General features: G+C 56.6%; 17 protein-coding genes. 9 read left to right on the forward strand and 8 right to left on the reverse strand.

Annotated features, from left to right (window positions below):
- Positions 1-43 precede the first annotated feature (43 nt).
- The 5 genes from ABLV08_RS05425 to cysE all read left to right on the forward strand — a co-directional run bounded on the left by ABLV08_RS05425 (position 44) and on the right by cysE (position 3,279).
- Entirely contained in the window at positions 44-475 is a 432-nt protein-coding gene (locus ABLV08_RS05425; RefSeq protein ID WP_015369178.1) for a rhodanese-like domain-containing protein, read from the forward strand.
- A 104-nt stretch (positions 476-579) separates the two neighbouring features.
- Positions 580-831 (forward strand): glutaredoxin 3, encoded by a 252-nt coding sequence (gene grxC, locus ABLV08_RS05430; protein ID WP_015369179.1) that lies wholly within the window; start codon positions 580-582, stop codon positions 829-831.
- A gap of 59 nt (positions 832-890) precedes the next feature.
- Positions 891-1,358 (forward strand): protein-export chaperone SecB, encoded by a 468-nt coding sequence (gene secB / locus ABLV08_RS05435; RefSeq protein ID WP_015369180.1) that lies wholly within the window; start codon positions 891-893, stop codon positions 1,356-1,358.
- Entirely contained in the window at positions 1,358-2,377 is a 1,020-nt protein-coding gene (gene gpsA / locus ABLV08_RS05440; protein WP_015369181.1) for an NAD(P)H-dependent glycerol-3-phosphate dehydrogenase, read from the forward strand. The genes secB and gpsA overlap by 1 nt, the downstream gene beginning before the upstream one ends.
- An 80-nt stretch (positions 2,378-2,457) precedes the next feature.
- The gene (gene cysE / locus ABLV08_RS05445) at positions 2,458-3,279 is read left to right on the forward strand and encodes a serine O-acetyltransferase (RefSeq protein WP_004106845.1); all 822 of its coding nucleotides are present in this window, start codon (positions 2,458-2,460) and stop codon (positions 3,277-3,279) included.
- Positions 3,280-3,359: 80 nt separating this feature from the next.
- On the opposite strand, the gene trmL is transcribed toward cysE, so the two are convergent.
- From trmL to ABLV08_RS05470, 5 genes are all read right to left on the reverse strand, one after another.
- Positions 3,360-3,833 (reverse strand): tRNA (uridine(34)/cytosine(34)/5-carboxymethylaminomethyluridine(34)-2'-O)-methyltransferase TrmL, encoded by a 474-nt coding sequence (trmL, locus tag ABLV08_RS05450; RefSeq protein WP_015703791.1) that lies wholly within the window; start codon positions 3,831-3,833, stop codon positions 3,360-3,362.
- 151 nt (positions 3,834-3,984) lie between these two features.
- On the reverse strand, positions 3,985-5,169 hold the full coding sequence (gene lldD / locus ABLV08_RS05455; protein ID WP_015369183.1) for an FMN-dependent L-lactate dehydrogenase LldD: 1,185 nt from the start codon (positions 5,167-5,169) through the stop codon (positions 3,985-3,987).
- A complete protein-coding gene (lldR, locus tag ABLV08_RS05460; RefSeq protein WP_015369184.1) occupies positions 5,169-5,942 on the reverse strand; it encodes a transcriptional regulator LldR in 774 nt (257 codons plus the stop codon). Before lldR ends, lldD begins: the two co-directional genes overlap by 1 nt.
- Complete coding sequence (gene lldP / locus ABLV08_RS05465; protein ID WP_015369185.1) at positions 5,939-7,594, reverse strand: L-lactate permease; 1,656 nt, start codon at positions 7,592-7,594, stop codon at positions 5,939-5,941. Before lldP ends, lldR begins: the two co-directional genes overlap by 4 nt.
- 299 nt (positions 7,595-7,893) lie before the next feature.
- Entirely contained in the window at positions 7,894-8,256 is a 363-nt protein-coding gene (locus tag ABLV08_RS05470; RefSeq protein WP_015369186.1) for a YibL family ribosome-associated protein, read from the reverse strand.
- Between the two features lie 275 nt (positions 8,257-8,531).
- Between ABLV08_RS05470 and ABLV08_RS05475 the strand changes: the two genes are divergently transcribed.
- Positions 8,532-8,756 carry a hypothetical protein gene (locus ABLV08_RS05475; protein ID WP_015369187.1) on the forward strand — a complete coding sequence of 75 codons (225 nt, stop codon included), beginning with the start codon at positions 8,532-8,534 and terminating at the stop codon, positions 8,754-8,756.
- On the opposite strand, the gene mtlR is transcribed toward ABLV08_RS05475, so the two are convergent.
- From mtlR to mtlA, 3 genes are all read right to left on the reverse strand, one after another.
- Positions 8,745-9,341 (reverse strand): mannitol operon repressor MtlR, encoded by a 597-nt coding sequence (gene mtlR / locus ABLV08_RS05480; RefSeq protein WP_020077694.1) that lies wholly within the window; start codon positions 9,339-9,341, stop codon positions 8,745-8,747. The two genes, ABLV08_RS05475 and mtlR, sit on opposite strands and share 12 nt — an antisense overlap.
- Complete coding sequence (gene mtlD, locus ABLV08_RS05485) at positions 9,341-10,489, reverse strand: mannitol-1-phosphate 5-dehydrogenase (protein WP_015703789.1); 1,149 nt, start codon at positions 10,487-10,489, stop codon at positions 9,341-9,343. Before mtlD ends, mtlR begins: the two co-directional genes overlap by 1 nt.
- A gap of 101 nt (positions 10,490-10,590) precedes the next feature.
- The gene (gene mtlA / locus ABLV08_RS05490) at positions 10,591-12,501 is read right to left on the reverse strand and encodes a PTS mannitol transporter subunit IICBA (RefSeq protein WP_015369190.1); all 1,911 of its coding nucleotides are present in this window, start codon (positions 12,499-12,501) and stop codon (positions 10,591-10,593) included.
- A gap of 538 nt (positions 12,502-13,039) precedes the next feature.
- On the opposite strand from mtlA, the gene ABLV08_RS05495 reads away from it, so the two are divergent.
- From ABLV08_RS05495 to ABLV08_RS05505, 3 genes are all read left to right on the forward strand, one after another.
- The gene (locus ABLV08_RS05495) at positions 13,040-13,405 is read left to right on the forward strand and encodes a DUF3302 domain-containing protein (protein ID WP_015703788.1); all 366 of its coding nucleotides are present in this window, start codon (positions 13,040-13,042) and stop codon (positions 13,403-13,405) included.
- Between the two features lie 2 nt (positions 13,406-13,407).
- The gene (locus ABLV08_RS05500; protein ID WP_015369193.1) at positions 13,408-14,544 is read left to right on the forward strand and encodes an HlyD family secretion protein; all 1,137 of its coding nucleotides are present in this window, start codon (positions 13,408-13,410) and stop codon (positions 14,542-14,544) included.
- A 91-nt stretch (positions 14,545-14,635) separates the two neighbouring features.
- Positions 14,636-15,244, forward strand: a complete 609-nt coding sequence (locus tag ABLV08_RS05505) for a glutathione S-transferase (protein ID WP_015369194.1) — start codon at positions 14,636-14,638, stop codon at positions 15,242-15,244.
- Positions 15,245-15,318: the final 74 nt, after the last annotated feature.

Raw genomic sequence — 15,318 nt, forward strand, 5'->3', positions numbered from 1 at the left:
TTCCCTGGTTTTTTTATCACTTAGTCGGGAGTTGTAACCCCCCATGCAAGAAATTATGCAATTCATCGGCCGTCACCCGGTCCTGAGCATCGCGTGGATCGCGCTGCTGGGTGCGGTACTGTTCACCACCTTTAAAGGCTTGATGTCAAAAGTTAAAGTCATTACTCGTGGTGAAGCGACGCGTCTTATCAACAAAGAAGAAGCCGTTGTTGTCGACCTGCGTCAGCGTGACGACTTCCGTAAAGGCCATATCGCCGGCGCTATCAATCTGCTGCCTGCCGATATCAAAGCAAATAACGTCGGCGAGTTGGAAAAACACAAAGCACAACCCATTATTGTTGTGGATGGGTCCGGCATGCAGGCGCAAGAACCTGCCAGCCTGCTGAATAAAGCCGGATTCGAAAAAGTCTTTGTACTGAAAGAAGGCATCGCAGGCTGGAGCGGCGAGAACCTTCCGCTGGTACGCGGCAAATAATTTACCCCCGCGTCGTTATGGCGCAGCGGTTCCCCCGATAACCTCTCAGGCGGCGGGGAGCCTCTGCGGCGTAAAATCCCTCGGGGTAAAAACAGGAGTGAGTCATGGCCAATATTGAGATCTATACCAAAGCGACCTGCCCGTTTTGCATCCGCGCTAAAGCGCTGCTGAACAGCAAGGGCGTGACGTTCAACGAACTGCCTATCGATGGCGATGCCGCAAAGCGTGAAGAGATGATCCAGCGCAGCGGCCGGACGACGGTTCCGCAGATTTTTATTGATGCGCAGCACATTGGCGGCTGTGACGACTTGTATGCGCTTGATTCACGTGGTGGACTTGATCCCCTCTTGCGCTAATTTTTACGCTTTCCCCATCCAGGGGCGCGTATTTAAGGACAACACGAAAGGGTTTTACTATGTCAGAACAAAACAGCACCGAAATGACTTTCCAGATTCAGCGCATCTACACCAAAGACGTTTCCTTCGAAGCGCCAAATGCGCCGCAAGTTTTCCAGAAAGATTGGCAGCCGGAAGTTAAACTTGATCTGGATACCGCTTCCAGCCAACTGGCTGAAGGCGTTTATGAAGTGGTGCTGCGTGTCACCGTAACGGCATCGCTGGGCGAAGAAACCGCATTCCTGTGCGAAGTACAGCAGGGCGGTATCTTCTCCATCGACGGCATCGATGGCAACCAGATGGCGCACTGCCTCGGCGCGTACTGCCCGAACATTCTGTTCCCGTACGCTCGCGAGACCGTTACCAGCCTGGTTTCCCGCGGCACCTTCCCGCAACTGAACCTTGCGCCGGTGAACTTTGACGCGCTGTTTATGAACTATCTGCAACAGCAGGCTGGCGAAGGTGCTGAACAACATCAGGATGCCTGATGAACGCGCTTAATGCTGCAATGACTGTGATCGGTGCCGGCTCTTACGGCACCGCTCTTGCCATCACCCTGGCAAGAAATGGCCACGAGGTTGTCCTCTGGGGCCATGACCCGAAACATATCGCGACGCTGCAACACGATCGCTGCAACGCCGCGTTCCTTCCCGATGTGCCCTTCCCGGACACGCTGCGCCTTGAGAGCGATTTAGCGACGGCGCTGGCCGCCAGCCGCGATATCCTCGTGGTGGTGCCGAGCCACGTCTTCGGTCAGGTTTTGCGCCAGATTAAACCGCTGATGCGTTCAGATGCGCGTCTGGTGTGGGCGACGAAAGGCCTGGAGGCCGAAACTGGCCGTCTGCTGCAGGACGTGGCGCGTGAAGCGCTGGGCGATGACATCCCATTAGCGGTCATCTCCGGTCCGACTTTCGCCAAAGAGCTGGCCGCCGGCCTGCCGACGGCGATTTCTCTGGCGGCGACGGATCCGCAGTTTGCGGAAGACCTTCAGCGCCTGCTGCACTGCGGTAAAAGCTTCCGCGTCTACATCAACCCGGACTTTATCGGCGTGCAGCTGGGCGGCGCGGTGAAAAACGTTATCGCCATCGGCGCCGGGATGTCTGACGGTATCGGCTTTGGCGCGAATGCACGTACGGCGTTGATCACCCGTGGTCTGGTGGAAATGTCCCGTCTCGGGGCGGCGCTGGGCGCCGATCCGGAAACCTTCATGGGCATGGCCGGGTTGGGCGACCTGGTACTGACTTGTACCGATAACCAATCGCGAAACCGCCGTTTTGGCATGATGCTCGGACAGGGCATGGACGTGCAAAGCGCGCAGGACAAGATTGGCCAGGTGGTTGAAGGCTATCGCAATACCAAAGAGGTTCGCGTTCTGGCGCAGCGTTTAGGCGTCGAAATGCCAATAACCGAGGAAATTTATCAGGTATTGTATTGCGGAAAAATTGCGCGCGAGGCAGCATTGACCTTATTGGGTCGCGCACGCAAGGACGAACGCAGCGCCAACTAGCCGCAGGGAAAGTCTGTTACCTGTATGACCCGGTCAGCGAAGAACTGACCGGTCATAATTCTTATCGTCTGGAGTATGCAATGCCGTGTGAAGAACTGGATATCGTCTGGAACAATATTAAAGCCGAAGCCCGGGCTTTGGCCGACTGTGAGCCGATGCTCGCCAGTTTTTACCACGCAACGCTACTCAAGCACGAAAATCTGGGCAGCGCCCTGAGCTATATGCTGGCGAATAAGCTGGCCTCGCCGATTATGCCTGCTATCGCTATTCGCGAAGTGGTGGAAGAGGCTTATGCCGCAGACCCGGAGATGATCGCTTCCGCCGCCTGTGATATCCAGGCGGTACGTACCCGTGACCCTGCGGTCGATAAATACTCAACGCCGCTGTTGTACCTGAAAGGCTTCCATGCGCTGCAGGCCTATCGTATCGGCCACTGGCTGTGGAATCAGGGTCGCCGCGCGCTGGCTATTTTCCTGCAGAACCAGGTTTCCGTCTCGTTCCAGGTCGATATTCATCCGGCGGCGAAGATTGGCCGTGGGATCATGCTCGACCACGCCACCGGTATCGTGGTCGGTGAAACGGCGGTGATTGAAGACGACGTATCCATCCTGCAGTCTGTGACCCTCGGCGGTACCGGTAAAACCAGCGGCGACCGTCACCCGAAAATTCGCGAAGGCGTGATGATTGGCGCCGGGGCGAAGATCCTCGGCAATATCGAAGTCGGGCGCGGGGCGAAGATTGGCGCCGGTTCCGTGGTGCTACAACCTGTGCCGCCGCATACCACCGCCGCAGGCGTACCGGCGCGCATCGTCGGCAAGCCGGAGAGCGACAAGCCAGCGATGGATATGGATCAGCATTTTAATGGGATTCACCATACTTTCGAGTACGGCGACGGGATTTGATTTATTGCTATTTGCCGCCGCGAAGCTCAGAAAGTAGCCCGGATAAGGCGCAGCGCGCCGCAATCCGGGAACCGCTCAGGTTAGCGGCGCAACACGGCGCCGGGGTATCCCAACTGACGCCAGGCTTCATACACCACCACCGACACCGCGTTTGACAGGTTCATGCTGCGGCTGTCCGGCATCATCGGAATACGGATTTTTTGCTCCGCCGGCAGGGCATCGAGGATGCTGGCCGGCAGGCCGCGCGTTTCCGGACCAAACATCAAGAAATCACCATCCTGATAGCTTACCGCGCTGTGGGCGGGCGTGCCTTTAGTCGTGAGGGCGAACAACCGTTGCGGCTTCGCGCTGGCGACAAACGCCGCGTAATCCGCGTGGCGCTGTACGGCGGTGAACTCGTGATAATCCAACCCGGCGCGTCTCAGACGTTTATCGTCCCAGGTAAAGCCCATCGGCTCAATGATATGTAAATTGAAGCCGGTGTTGGCGCACAGGCGGATGATATTGCCGGTGTTCGGCGGGATTTCTGGTTCGAATAACACGATGTTCAGCATACTGCCCCCTTAATTGCGGGTGGCAGAATAGCAGATATTTGTTGAACCCTCACCCCGACCCTCTCCCAGAGGGAGAAGGAGAAAACCGATTCCAGCCGGACGGGCCCCTCACCCTGAGGGAGAGGGGCGGCGTAAGGGAAAACGCGGGGAATTACGCGGCGTTGCCCTGCTTGAGCGCATCGAAGGTCTGCAGCGCTTCGGCATTCTGCACCAGCGAATCGCGGCTGATTTCGCTGATGGATTTCGCCCCGGTCAGCGTCATCGCCACTTTCATCTCTTTCTCGATAAGGTTGAGCAGATTCGCCACCCCCTGCTTGCCGTGGGTCGCCAGCGCGTACAGATACGCGCGGCCCAGCAGCACGCTGTCGGCGCCCAGGGCGATCATCCGCACCACGTCGAGACCGTTGCGGATACCGCTGTCGGCGAGAATAGTGATGTCGCCTTTAACCGCATCGGCAATGGCGGGCAGGGCGCGGGCGGAAGAGAGCACGCCGTCAAGCTGGCGGCCGCCGTGGTTGGAGACGACAATGCCGTCAGCGCCGAAGCGCACCGCATCGCGGGCGTCCTCCGGGTCGAGGATCCCTTTGATCACCATTGGGCCGTCCCAGAAGTCGCGGATCCACTCCAGGTCTTTCCATGAAATCGACGGATCGAAATTATTCGCCAGCCAGCCGATGTAATCCTCAAGCCCGGTCGGTTTGCCGAGGTAGGCGGAGATATTGCCCAGGTCGTGCGGGCGGCCGTTGAGACCGACGTCCCATGCCCACTGCGGATGAGTGACGGCCTGCCAGTAGCGGCGCATGGCGGCGTTTGGGCCGCTCATGCCAGAATGGGCGTCGCGATAGCGCGCGCCGGGGGTCGGCATATCCACGGTAAAGACCAGCGTGGAGCAGCCTGCGGCTTTGGCGCGCTCCAGCGCATTGCGCATAAATCCGCGATCGCGCAGGACATACAGCTGGAACCACATCGGGCGTTTGATGGTCGGGGCGACCTCTTCAATCGGGCAAACGGAAACGGTAGAGAGGGTAAACGGGATGCCTTTGTCGTCCGCCGCGCCCGCTGCCTGCACTTCGCCGCGGCGCGCGTACATGCCGCACAGCCCGACCGGCGCCAGCGCCGTTGGCATCGCCAGCTTTTCGTTGAATAACGTGGTTTCCAGGCTCAGATCCGACATATTGCGCAGAATGCGCTGGCGTAGCGCCACGTCGGAGAGGTCTTCAACGTTGCGGCGCAGGGTATGTTCGGCGTAGGCGCCGCCGTCGATATAGTGGAACAGAAATGGTGGCAGGATACGCTGTGCGGCGGCGCGATAGTCGCTGGCGGCGGAAATAATCATCACGAGTTCTCCCTGGAATTTTCATTGTGGTCACCGGGCAGGCGGGTAATACGCGCCTGGCGGGCCTGGTCTTCATCAAAACGTTTAATGGTGGCGTGGACAAAACCGAGGTGGGCCATCATCGCCTGGCGGGCGCCTTCCGCGTCGCCGGCGAAGATCGCTTCCATTACCGCCTGATGTTGTTCGGTCAGACGCGCGAACACCGGCGGCACCAGATACATGCGCTGGCGGCTCTGCTTCACTGAGGATTGCAGAAGCTCGAAGAAACCGCGCATGGTTTGCAGCAGCACCACATTATGTGAGGCTTCAGCGATCGCCAGGTGGAAGCGAACATCCGCCTGTGAGGCGAGATCCGGGTCATCGCTGAGGGTGGCTTCAAAACAGAGGCGGATTTTTTCTTTTTCGGCGTCGGTGGCCCGCATCGCCGCATGCCAGGCGGTGCTGGCTTCAATAGCGTGGCGGGCTTCGAGAATATCAAAACTGTAGTCGGGGTCGTCGGCGAGCAGCGTTTTCAGCGGCTGGACGATGTTTTGCTCCGACCAGGGCTCATGCTGCCAGCGCACGAAGGTGCCGCCGCCGCGACGGCTAAGCAGCACCCCTTCGTTGACCAGCATCGCCAGCGCTTCACGCAGCGAATTGCGTGAAACACCGAGCTGGACGGCAAGCTGGCGCTCGGCGGGCAAACGCATGCCCGCCTCCAGCTGTTGTTCTTCTATCAGCGCCCGGACGCGATTTGCGACGTCGTCAGCCAGGCGTTTTGGCATCACTTTCACGGAATCATCCAGGTTAAGACATAAGCCTGCAGGGTGGTAATCAGGCCCACCATGCAGGTGAAGATCAGACTGTGCTTGACGGTAAAGCGGAACAGGTCCGACTCTTTACCCACCAGGCCTACCGCGGCGCAGGCAATGGCGATCGACTGGGGCGAAATCATCTTGCCTGTCACCCCACCGGTGGTATTCGCGGCGACCAGCAGAATATCGGAGACGCCGATTTGCTGGGCTGCCGTCGCCTGCAGCGCGGCGAATAGCGCGTTAGACGAAGTATCCGAACCGGTCAGGAAGACCCCCAGCCAGCCGAGGAACGGCGAGAAGAAGGTAAACGCGTGGCCGGTATGCGCCAGCGCCAACGCCAGCGTCGATGACAGCCCGGAGTAGTTTGAAATAAAGGCGAACGCCAGCACCATGCCGATGGAGTAAATCGGCAGCGCCAGCTCTTTCAACGTCCCGGCGAAAGTGGTCAGCGCATCCTTTGGCTTCATACGCAGCCAGACGATAGACAGTATAGCGGCGAACAGAATGGCGGTGCCGGTCGCCGACAGCCAGTCGAATTTATACACCGCGGCGTACGGCGTCGCGGCGCTTACCACCGGCGGCATACGGGCGACCATTTTGTCGAGGAACGGTACCGGGATGTTAACCACGAAGTCATACATCGCCCCGCCCGGCGCAAACAGCGCTTTAAACGGCGGTACGCTCCACAGGGTGACGGTGGCGGTGAGGAACAGGAACGGCGACCAGGCGCGAATGACCTGACCGGCGGTGTAATGCGTGCGCGCCAGCGTTTGATCAACCTGCGCGGCGCCCATATCGCCAAAGCGGAAGATACGTACCGGCTGCCAGCGCTTGAGGAACAGCGTCAGGCATACCAGCGACACCAGCGAAGAGATGATGTCCGGCAGTTCCGGGCCGAGGAAGTTAGAGCTGAGGTACTGCGCGATAGCGAACGAGCCGCCTGCGACCATCACCGCAGGCCACGTCTCTTTCACCCCGCGCCAGCCGTCCATAATCGCCATGATCCAGAACAGCACGATAATGGTCAGGAACGGCAGTTGGCGGCCAACCATCTGGCCGATGGCGAAGCTATCGATGCCGGTCACCTGGCCGGCGACCAGAATCGGGATCCCCATGGCGCCGAAGGCCACCGGCGCGGTGTTAACAATCAGGCACAGTCCGGCGGCGTATAGCGGATTGAAGCCGAGCCCGACCAGCAGCGCGGCGGTGATCGCCACCGGCGCGCCGAAACCGGCGGCCCCTTCGAGGAAGGCGCCGAAGGAGAAGCCGACAATCAGCATCTGCAGGCGCTGGTCCGGTGTAATCGAAAGAATCGACGAGCGGATAATGTCGAACTGCCCGGTCTTCACCGAGATTTTATAGACGAAGACCGCGGCGATGATAATCCACGCGATAGGCCACAGGCCGTAGAAGAAGCCGTATACCACCGACGATAAGGCGCGGTCGACCGGCATTTTATAGAACAGCAGGGCGACAAGCAGCGCGATGGCTACGGTCCAGGTGGCGGCGATATAGCCTTTAAGCTTGAGCTTAATCAGGGCGAAAAAGAAAAACAGAATCGGCAGTGAGGCGATAAGGCTCGATAGCCAGATATTACCAGCCGGATCGTAATTTTGTTGCCAGAGGTTCATGCAGGTCTCCATCGGGCCACATCCAGTGCATCAGGTTGGGTCTGCGCCCATTGCCGATCACACTGTTTGTAAAATTGGCCCAGCCAAATTGCGATTGTAGGGTTAACGACAATTGATGGTTAACCAAATGTTATGGCATGGCAACGCGTTTGTGATGCAAATTGATGGATATGTGAACCGATTGACGGTTTAAGAAATAATTGGTTGGGCCAATTTGGCGGGGAAGGGGAAATTGGCTGTGAGTTCACGGCCCGGTAGGGCTACCGGGTAAAAGACGACAAACTCACAGCGGCAAAAGATTAAAACTCGCTCTTCGCGAAGCCGGTCATCTCTTTAAGGCCCATTTCACGGCCCAGCGCGGTCATCGGATGGACGACAACCAGTCCGCGCACGCTTTTCTTCAGCTTGCCCATATCGGCCTGCTCTTTTTTGGTGATGGCGCGACGGTGCGGCATGCTCATCAGTTTCTGCGCTTCTTTGCTCAGCTTCTGCGACTGAACGGAACGCAGGCGTTCGATTTCCGTTTCCAGGGTCGCCTTTTCTTTTTCCAGCTCCGCGTATTTATCGGCGGCTTCGACCAGCGACAGGTCGGCCTGCTGGTGGCGGATGGCGTCGAGACGGTCGCTCAAACGCTTGATTTCATTCTTTTCGACTTCTTTCATGGTAATTTTATCTGTGAATAAAGGGGCTTCGACGTTACATAGTATGGGCCGGGCGGGCCTTTGTTGATAGTTTTTTATCGAAATACTCGTGGCTTCACCGCCGTAAGCATGAGACCTGATATATTATAACTATCTGAATAGTAGCGATATTGTAATTTTAATTAAGCTGTTTATCATTTTTGTGAAGCCTGACGACCATTCAGCACGTTTTCCTCAACTTGCTCCCTTTTTTTCGCCAATCCTTAATCAGATCCCCCTGAACAGAGGAGAGCGTGATGGCGAAAATCGGCGACGGCGTACCACGTATCATCGATAAAACGGTAGATTTCATGGCCTCGAGCCAGGCGTTTATGGAATATCTGAAAAAATGCCCGCGTTTACAGCGGATACCGCGCGATATTCCTGAGGATAAAAAAGCGCTATTTCTGAGTCGTCTGGAGTATTACCGGCAGCTGTACCGGCCGACGTGCGACCAGCAAGAAGCGGAGTCAGAGCGTTGATTTCTGGAAGGCTTTTTTTAAGCTGATTCGGGAAATCAGCTCAGTCAGAGACAACACCATTGTAGAACGTACCATCTGCTGGTAGCGCAGTTTCTGCATTGCCAGCAGTTCCTTATCGCTCTCATCAAACAGCGGCGTTGGCGGAAGCGCGGCGACGCAGTGCAGCTCGCCTAACGGCCCGAGAATTTCATCGTCGGTGAAAGCGTACTCATTGCCGTCATGATTGAGCTCTTCACGCAAGGCCATCAATAGCTCGGCATCTTCGTATTCGGCGCGGCTTATCACCCCAAGGCCGTAGATAAGCTTCAGGCGTACGGAAAGATCGCCCAGCGGCCCACTGCCGTCCAGCAATGGCTCCACTGCGTATTTCACCGCGTAATCGTCTTTGCGGAATACCTGAAGCACCAGAATATTGACCGCCTCCGTCAGGAGTTCGACGGCGGCTATCAGGAAACTTCTTACGGTCTTACCAGCATTTAAACGCTCAAGTACGCGGTTTTCAAATGCCTGTGTTTCTTCCATTATTGCCTGCATATCTGACAGGAGTGGTATTGGGCGCGGCATCGGCCGCGCCAGGTTGTACATCATTTTACCGCGTTGTAGTCGTTAACGGCTTCCGCCACTACAGCGCTTGCCGCATCCAGACCGGAAATCTGCGCCAGCGCGGCCTGTGGCCCTTTTTCGGCAATCAGCGCCGCCAGTTCCTGAGCCTGCGGATCGTCTTCGCTGCGGAAATGCATGGCCGCGGCAATCCCTTTTACCAGGTTCCGGTGCGGCAGGCCGTATTCCAGCGTGCCAAGCAGCGGCTTGATCAAACGATCGCCCGCGCTCAATTTACGCAGCGGCTGGCGGCCGACGCGCTCCACATCATCTTTCAGATACGGGTTCTCAAAGCGACCGAGGATCTTCTGGATATAAGCCGCGTGTTTCTGCGCATCAAAGCTGTAGCGTTTAATCAGCACCGCGCCGCTCTCTTCCATTGCGCCTTTCACGACGGCGCGAATGTGCTCATCGAGAATCGCGTCGCGAATCGTTTGATGGCCCGCCAGTTTCCCGAGGTAGGCGGTTATAGCATGCCCGGTGTTTAAGGTGAATAGCTTACGCTCGACAAATGCCATCAGGTTATCGGTTAATTCCATTCCTGGGATGTTCGGCAGCTCGCCCTTAAACTGGGTTTTATCCACAATCCATTCGCTGAAGGTTTCAACGGTGACTTCCAGCGGATCGTGGGTGGCGGAAGCCGACGGCGGCACGATGCGGTCTACGGCGGAGTCGACGAAGCCGATATGCGCTTCAACCCACGCTTTGTCCTCTTCCGCCAGCGCGTTAAACACATGGCCTTTCAGCTGGCTGGTGCCGCGTACCATGTTTTCGCAGGCGATGATATTCAGCGGGCGTTCAATACCCTGCGCTTTACGTTTCACCAGGCCTTTGGCGATGGCAGGGGCGATACGCTCCAGAACGACGGGGCCGACCGCGGTGGTCACCAGGTCGACATCGGCGATCAGATCCACCACCTCATCGCCAATGCTGCTGACGGCATTCACGCCGGAGACGGTATCAACCTGTTCGTTTTCACCCACCACGTGGACCTGATAGCTATGACGGGCATTCAGGGCATCAAGGACCACCTGATTAACATCGGCGAACGTAAGGGAGATACCGGCGTCAGCCAGCAGTTTGCCAATGAAGCCACGTCCGATATTACCTGCGCCAAAATGTAATGCTTTCATAGTATTAACCTTCAATTAATGTTTTTACCTGAGAGGGCTGGGGTGAGGCTTTTCCCTCACCCCAACCCTCTCCCAAAGGGAGAGGGTATGGAGCGTTGTGGTTATTTATTCAGCAACGATAGGACTTCTTCGACGCTGGTGGTTTTCGCCAGCCGCTCAATCACGGTTTCATCATCCAGTGCGTTGGTCAGGCTGGTGATAACGTGAATGTGTTCGTTGTTGCGGGCGGCGATACCGATGACCAGACGCGCGACTTCATCTTCTTCTTCGCCGAAGCGCACGCCTTCCGGATACTGGCAGAAGACGACGCCGGTTTTCAGTACCCGGTCTTTCGCTTCAATGGTACCGTGCGGTACCGCGATAGATTCGCCAAGATAGGTTGAGGTCAGCTTCTCGCGGTCGAGCATCGCCTGCACGTATTCCGGCTCAACGTATCCGCCTTTCACCAATTGTTCACCGGCGAAGCGAATGGCCTCTTCTTTGGTCGCCGCTTTGCGCCCGAGGAAGATGTTATCCGCACCCAGCTGGAACAGGTTTTTGTCAGTATTATCAAAGCTATCTTTCAGGCTATCGGTGACTTTTACTTCGTTGTCGATGTGGCGCTGCGCCGCTACCAGACGCTCGGTCAGGCTGGTATACAGACCGCTGTCGAGGAAGTTGGTCAGCGAAATATGCTGTGCCTGCGGTACCTGGCGCATGGCGCGCTCGGTCAGGTCGCGGTGGGTGATCACCAGGTCGACATCCGGCGGCAGGTTGTTAATCGCGCTGTTAGTGACAGAGATATTGCTCAGTCCGGCATCCTGGACTTTCTTACGCAGTACCCCGGCGCCCATGGCGCTGGAACCCATACCGGCGTCGCAGGCAACGATGATTTTACGCACGTGGCTAAGGTCGTTAGCCACGTCGCCCGCCGCCAACGGCGTCGCCGCGCCTTTGGACTCGGCTTTCATGTCGTGCATGCGACGGGTTGCGGCTTCGATATCGTCTTCTTCTTTCACTTTGCTGGTTTTCAGCAGGATGGCGGAGACAATAAAGGAGACCGCCATCGCCGCAATAATGGCCGCGATGTTAGCGAAGTAGGCGCCTTTTGGCGTCATCGCCAGTACCGCCAGAATGGAACCCGGGGAAGCCGGGGAAACCAGGCCGCCGTTGAGGATAGTCAGGGTGAAGACACCGGTCATACCGCCGAGGATAACGGCCAGAATCAGACGCGGATTCATCAGCACGTACGGGAAGTAAATTTCGTGGATACCGCCCAGGAAGTGGATGATTGCCGCACCGCCCGCAGACTGCTTCGCGCTGCCGCGGCCAAAGAACATGTACGCCAGCAGAACGCCCATCCCCGGACCCGGGTTAGCTTCAATCAGGAAGAAGATGGATTTGCCAAGCTCATGGGACTGCTGAATACCCAGCGGCGAGAAGATACCGTGGTTAATCGCGTTATTGAGGAACAGGATTTTCGCCGGTTCAACAAAGATAGACGCCAGCGGCAGCATGTCGTGCGCCACCATGAAGTTAACGCCAGCCGCCAGCAGTTTTGACAGCACTTCAACCGCCGGGCCGATGCCGAGGAACGCCAGAATGGCAAGGATCATCCCGATGATGCCGGCGGAGAAGTTATTCACCAGCATTTCGAAACCGGATTTGATCTTACCGTCTACCCAGGCGTCAAATTTCTTAATGCAGTAGCCACCGAGCGGGCCGGCGATCATTGAGCCGAGGAACATCGGCATATCCGCGCCGACGATAACGCCCATGGTGGTGATAGCGCCGACGACGCCGCCGCGTTCACCGCCAACCAACTTACCGCCGGTATAACCGATCAGTAGCGGCAGCAGGTAGGTGATCATCGGGCCGACCAGCTTCGCCAGCGTCTCGTTCGGCAACCACCCTGTTGGGATAAATAACGCGGTGATAATCCCCCACGCGATAAACGCGCCGATATTCGGCATCACCATATTGCTGAGGAAACGACCAAAGCTTTGCACCTTGATCTTGATATCGGATGACATAAAACACCCCTTCTTCTGTTTTGCTTATCGCGCAGGCTGAACGCCCGAGGTTTGTTGTTAATGTGGCGGCAGAGGTAGCCGGACCCTGATTGATAGTGCGAAATCTGGCACTGAATCGTTAAGCTGTCCAGCGAGCGGCTTTTTATGTGATTTTGATCACATAAATATAGGTGTCTGGTGCTTATATGTAGTGATCATCATCACAAAAATGATGTGTAAAAAAACAACAACAGGCCATGAAAGCTCCTGAATCGCATATTTATGTGATATTCGTCACATTATAACTTTGCGATTTTGTTATTTGTTTGTGATGAGCATCACAAAATATTTTGCGCTCAATTCCGCCAGGTGTGATCTGCCGCAGGTTCTGCTTTCCCCAGCGGCCAACGATGTAACTTTGCAACCCGCCTGCGCGAAGAACATTTTTTGCCGCTGATGGCGGAAATGAAAACGGTGAATTATGCTCAAATTGTCAGCCAGCCGCCGCTTCGTCGGCGCTCACAATTCCAATAATCTATTAGCGTGAATCGAGGAAATTATGTTTCTCAATTATTTTGCGCTGGGCGTTCTAATCTTCGTTTTCCTGGTTATTTTTTACGGGATTATTATTTTGCACGATATTCCGTACCTGATTGCGAAGAAACGTAATCATCCGCACTCTGACGCAATTCACGTCGCGGGGTGGGTCAGCCTGTTTACGCTGCACGTAATATGGCCATTTTTATGGATCTGGGCCACCCTCTATCAGCCGGAGCGCGGCTGGGGAATGCAGCATAAGCCGAATGACGCAGGGACTGATGGCGCTGACAGCGAGCTGGCGCAGCTCAATCAGCGTATCGCTGAACTCGAACATAAAATCGCGCATCTGCAGCCGACAGCGCCGCCATCCTCGACGGAGAAATAATCATGGACCTGTTGATCATTTTGACGTACGTGGCCATTGCGTGGTCGGTATTTAAAATATTCCGTATTCCGGTAAATAAATGGACGGTCCCGACCGCGGCCCTGGGCGGCGTATTTATTGTTAGCGCGCTTATTTTATTAATGAACTATAACCACCCTTATACTTTTACTGCGCAGAAAGCGGTTATTTCTATTCCTATTACGCCGCAGGTTACCGGCATTGTTAGCAGCGTGACCGATAAAGCCAACCAGCGGGTGAAAAAGGGCGAGGTACTATTTACTATCGACCCGGCGCGCTACCAGGCGCGTGTCGACAGGCTGCAGGCCGATCTGGTCACCGCTCTGCACAGTATCAATACCCTGAAAGCCCAACTGCAGGAAGCGCAGGCGAACACCGTGCGCGTCTCCGCCGAGCGCGACCGGCTGTATAAAGATTATCAGCGCTATTTGAAAGGCAGCCAGGCGCGGGTCAACCCATTTTCGGAAAGCGATATCGATAATGCGCGGCAAAACTATCTTGCCCAGGATGCGTTGGTGAAAGCCTCGGTTGCCGAGCAGGCGCAGATTCAGAGCCAGCTGGATAGCACGCTGAATGGCGAACAGTCGCAGGTGGTGAGCCTGCGCGCGCAGTTGGCGGAAGCGAAATATAACCTCGATCAGACCACCGTCCGGGCGCCGAGCGATGGCTACATTACCCAGGTGCTGATTCGCCCGGGAACCTACGCCGCGTCGCTGCCGCTGCGCCCGGTGATGGTCTTTATTCCGCAACAGAAACGGCTAATTGTCGCCCAGTTCCGCCAGAACTCGTTGCTCAGGCTGGAGGCCGGCGATGATGCCGAAGCGGTGTTTAACGCCCTGCCAGGTCAGGTATTCCACGGTAAACTGGTCAACGTATTGCCGGTGGTGCCGGGCGGGACTTATCAGGCGCAGGGTTCGCTGCAGTCGCTGAGCGTCACGCCGGGTAGCGATGGCGTGCTGGCGACAATTGAACTGGATCCCGATGCGCAGGTCGATGCGCTGCCCGACGGCATCTACGCCCAAGTGGCGGTCTATTCCGACCATTTCACCCACGTGTCGGTGATGAGAAAAGTGCTGCTGCGCATGACCAGCTGGATGCACTACCTCTATCTCGATCATTAATGCGATCGGCGGCAGGTTGAGACAACGTCGCGCCTGCCATTTGCCTGCGCCTGAACCATACTGATCTTTTCGTTGGCGAAAGGAGCAGGCAATGAAACTGATCGGCAGCTATACCAGTCCTTTTGTACGCAAAATTTCCGTTATCTTGCTGGAAAAGGCGATCCCCTTCGAGTTTGTGAACGAATTCCCCTATAACGACGTCAACGGTGTGGCGCAGTACAACCCGCTGGGAAAAGTCCCGGCGTTGCTGACCGATGACGGCGCGTGCTGGTTTGATTCGCCCATTATTGCGCAATATCTGGAACTGCTAAACGTCGCGCCGGCGATGCTGCCCGCGGAACCTCTGGCGGCGCTGAAGATGCGCCAACTGGAAGCCTTGTCTGACGGCATCATGGAGGCGGCGATCGCACTGGTGCGGGAAAAAGCGCGTCCGGCGGCCCAGCAGTCAGAAACCGAACTGCTCCGCCAGCGGGAAAAAATCGCTCGCGGCCTTGATATGTTGGAAGGGTACGCCGCCGACGGTACCTTGCGTCACGGTGAGCTGAATCTGGCGACCATTACTGCCGCCTGCGCTATTGCTTATCTGAATTTTCGTCGCGTGGCGCCCGGCTGGTGCGCGACGCGGCCAAAACTGGTCAAACTGGTCGAGACGTTGTTTCAGCGATCCAGTTTTGCCCGTACCGAACCGCCAGGGAGTTGACCCAGGCAGGTAACAGTTTCCTCGCGCAGGCGTTACAATCGCCACTCATTGTTGACTCCCTCTCCCGTCGGGAG

The organism is Klebsiella sp. CN_Kp088 (assembly GCF_040064335.1).
GTDB lineage: Bacteria > Pseudomonadota > Gammaproteobacteria > Enterobacterales > Enterobacteriaceae > Klebsiella > Klebsiella aerogenes.

Bases quoted from the DNA above. Each gene is read 5' to 3' on its own strand.
- mtlA (WP_015369190.1), bottom strand. From the start codon at position 12,501: ATGTCATCCGATATCAAGATCAAGGTGCAAAGCTTTGGTCGTTTCCTC.
- ABLV08_RS05500 (WP_015369193.1), top strand. From the start codon at position 13,408: ATGGACCTGTTGATCATTTTGACGTACGTGGCCATTGCGTGGTCGGTA.
- lldP (WP_015369185.1), bottom strand. From the start codon at position 7,594: ATGAACCTCTGGCAACAAAATTACGATCCGGCTGGTAATATCTGGCTA.
- ABLV08_RS05475 (WP_015369187.1), top strand. From the start codon at position 8,532: ATGGCGAAAATCGGCGACGGCGTACCACGTATCATCGATAAAACGGTA.
- ABLV08_RS05425 (WP_015369178.1), top strand. From the start codon at position 44: ATGCAAGAAATTATGCAATTCATCGGCCGTCACCCGGTCCTGAGCATC.
- cysE (WP_004106845.1), top strand. From the start codon at position 2,458: ATGCCGTGTGAAGAACTGGATATCGTCTGGAACAATATTAAAGCCGAA.
- mtlD (WP_015703789.1), bottom strand. From the start codon at position 10,489: ATGAAAGCATTACATTTTGGCGCAGGTAATATCGGACGTGGCTTCATT.
- secB (WP_015369180.1), top strand. From the start codon at position 891: ATGTCAGAACAAAACAGCACCGAAATGACTTTCCAGATTCAGCGCATC.
- grxC (WP_015369179.1), top strand. From the start codon at position 580: ATGGCCAATATTGAGATCTATACCAAAGCGACCTGCCCGTTTTGCATC.
- trmL (WP_015703791.1), bottom strand. From the start codon at position 3,833: ATGCTGAACATCGTGTTATTCGAACCAGAAATCCCGCCGAACACCGGC.
- gpsA (WP_015369181.1), top strand. From the start codon at position 1,358: ATGAACGCGCTTAATGCTGCAATGACTGTGATCGGTGCCGGCTCTTAC.
- ABLV08_RS05470 (WP_015369186.1), bottom strand. From the start codon at position 8,256: ATGAAAGAAGTCGAAAAGAATGAAATCAAGCGTTTGAGCGACCGTCTC.
- ABLV08_RS05505 (WP_015369194.1), top strand. From the start codon at position 14,636: ATGAAACTGATCGGCAGCTATACCAGTCCTTTTGTACGCAAAATTTCC.
- lldD (WP_015369183.1), bottom strand. From the start codon at position 5,169: ATGATTATTTCCGCCGCCAGCGACTATCGCGCCGCCGCACAGCGTATC.
- mtlR (WP_020077694.1), bottom strand. From the start codon at position 9,341: ATGTACAACCTGGCGCGGCCGATGCCGCGCCCAATACCACTCCTGTCA.
- ABLV08_RS05495 (WP_015703788.1), top strand. From the start codon at position 13,040: ATGTTTCTCAATTATTTTGCGCTGGGCGTTCTAATCTTCGTTTTCCTG.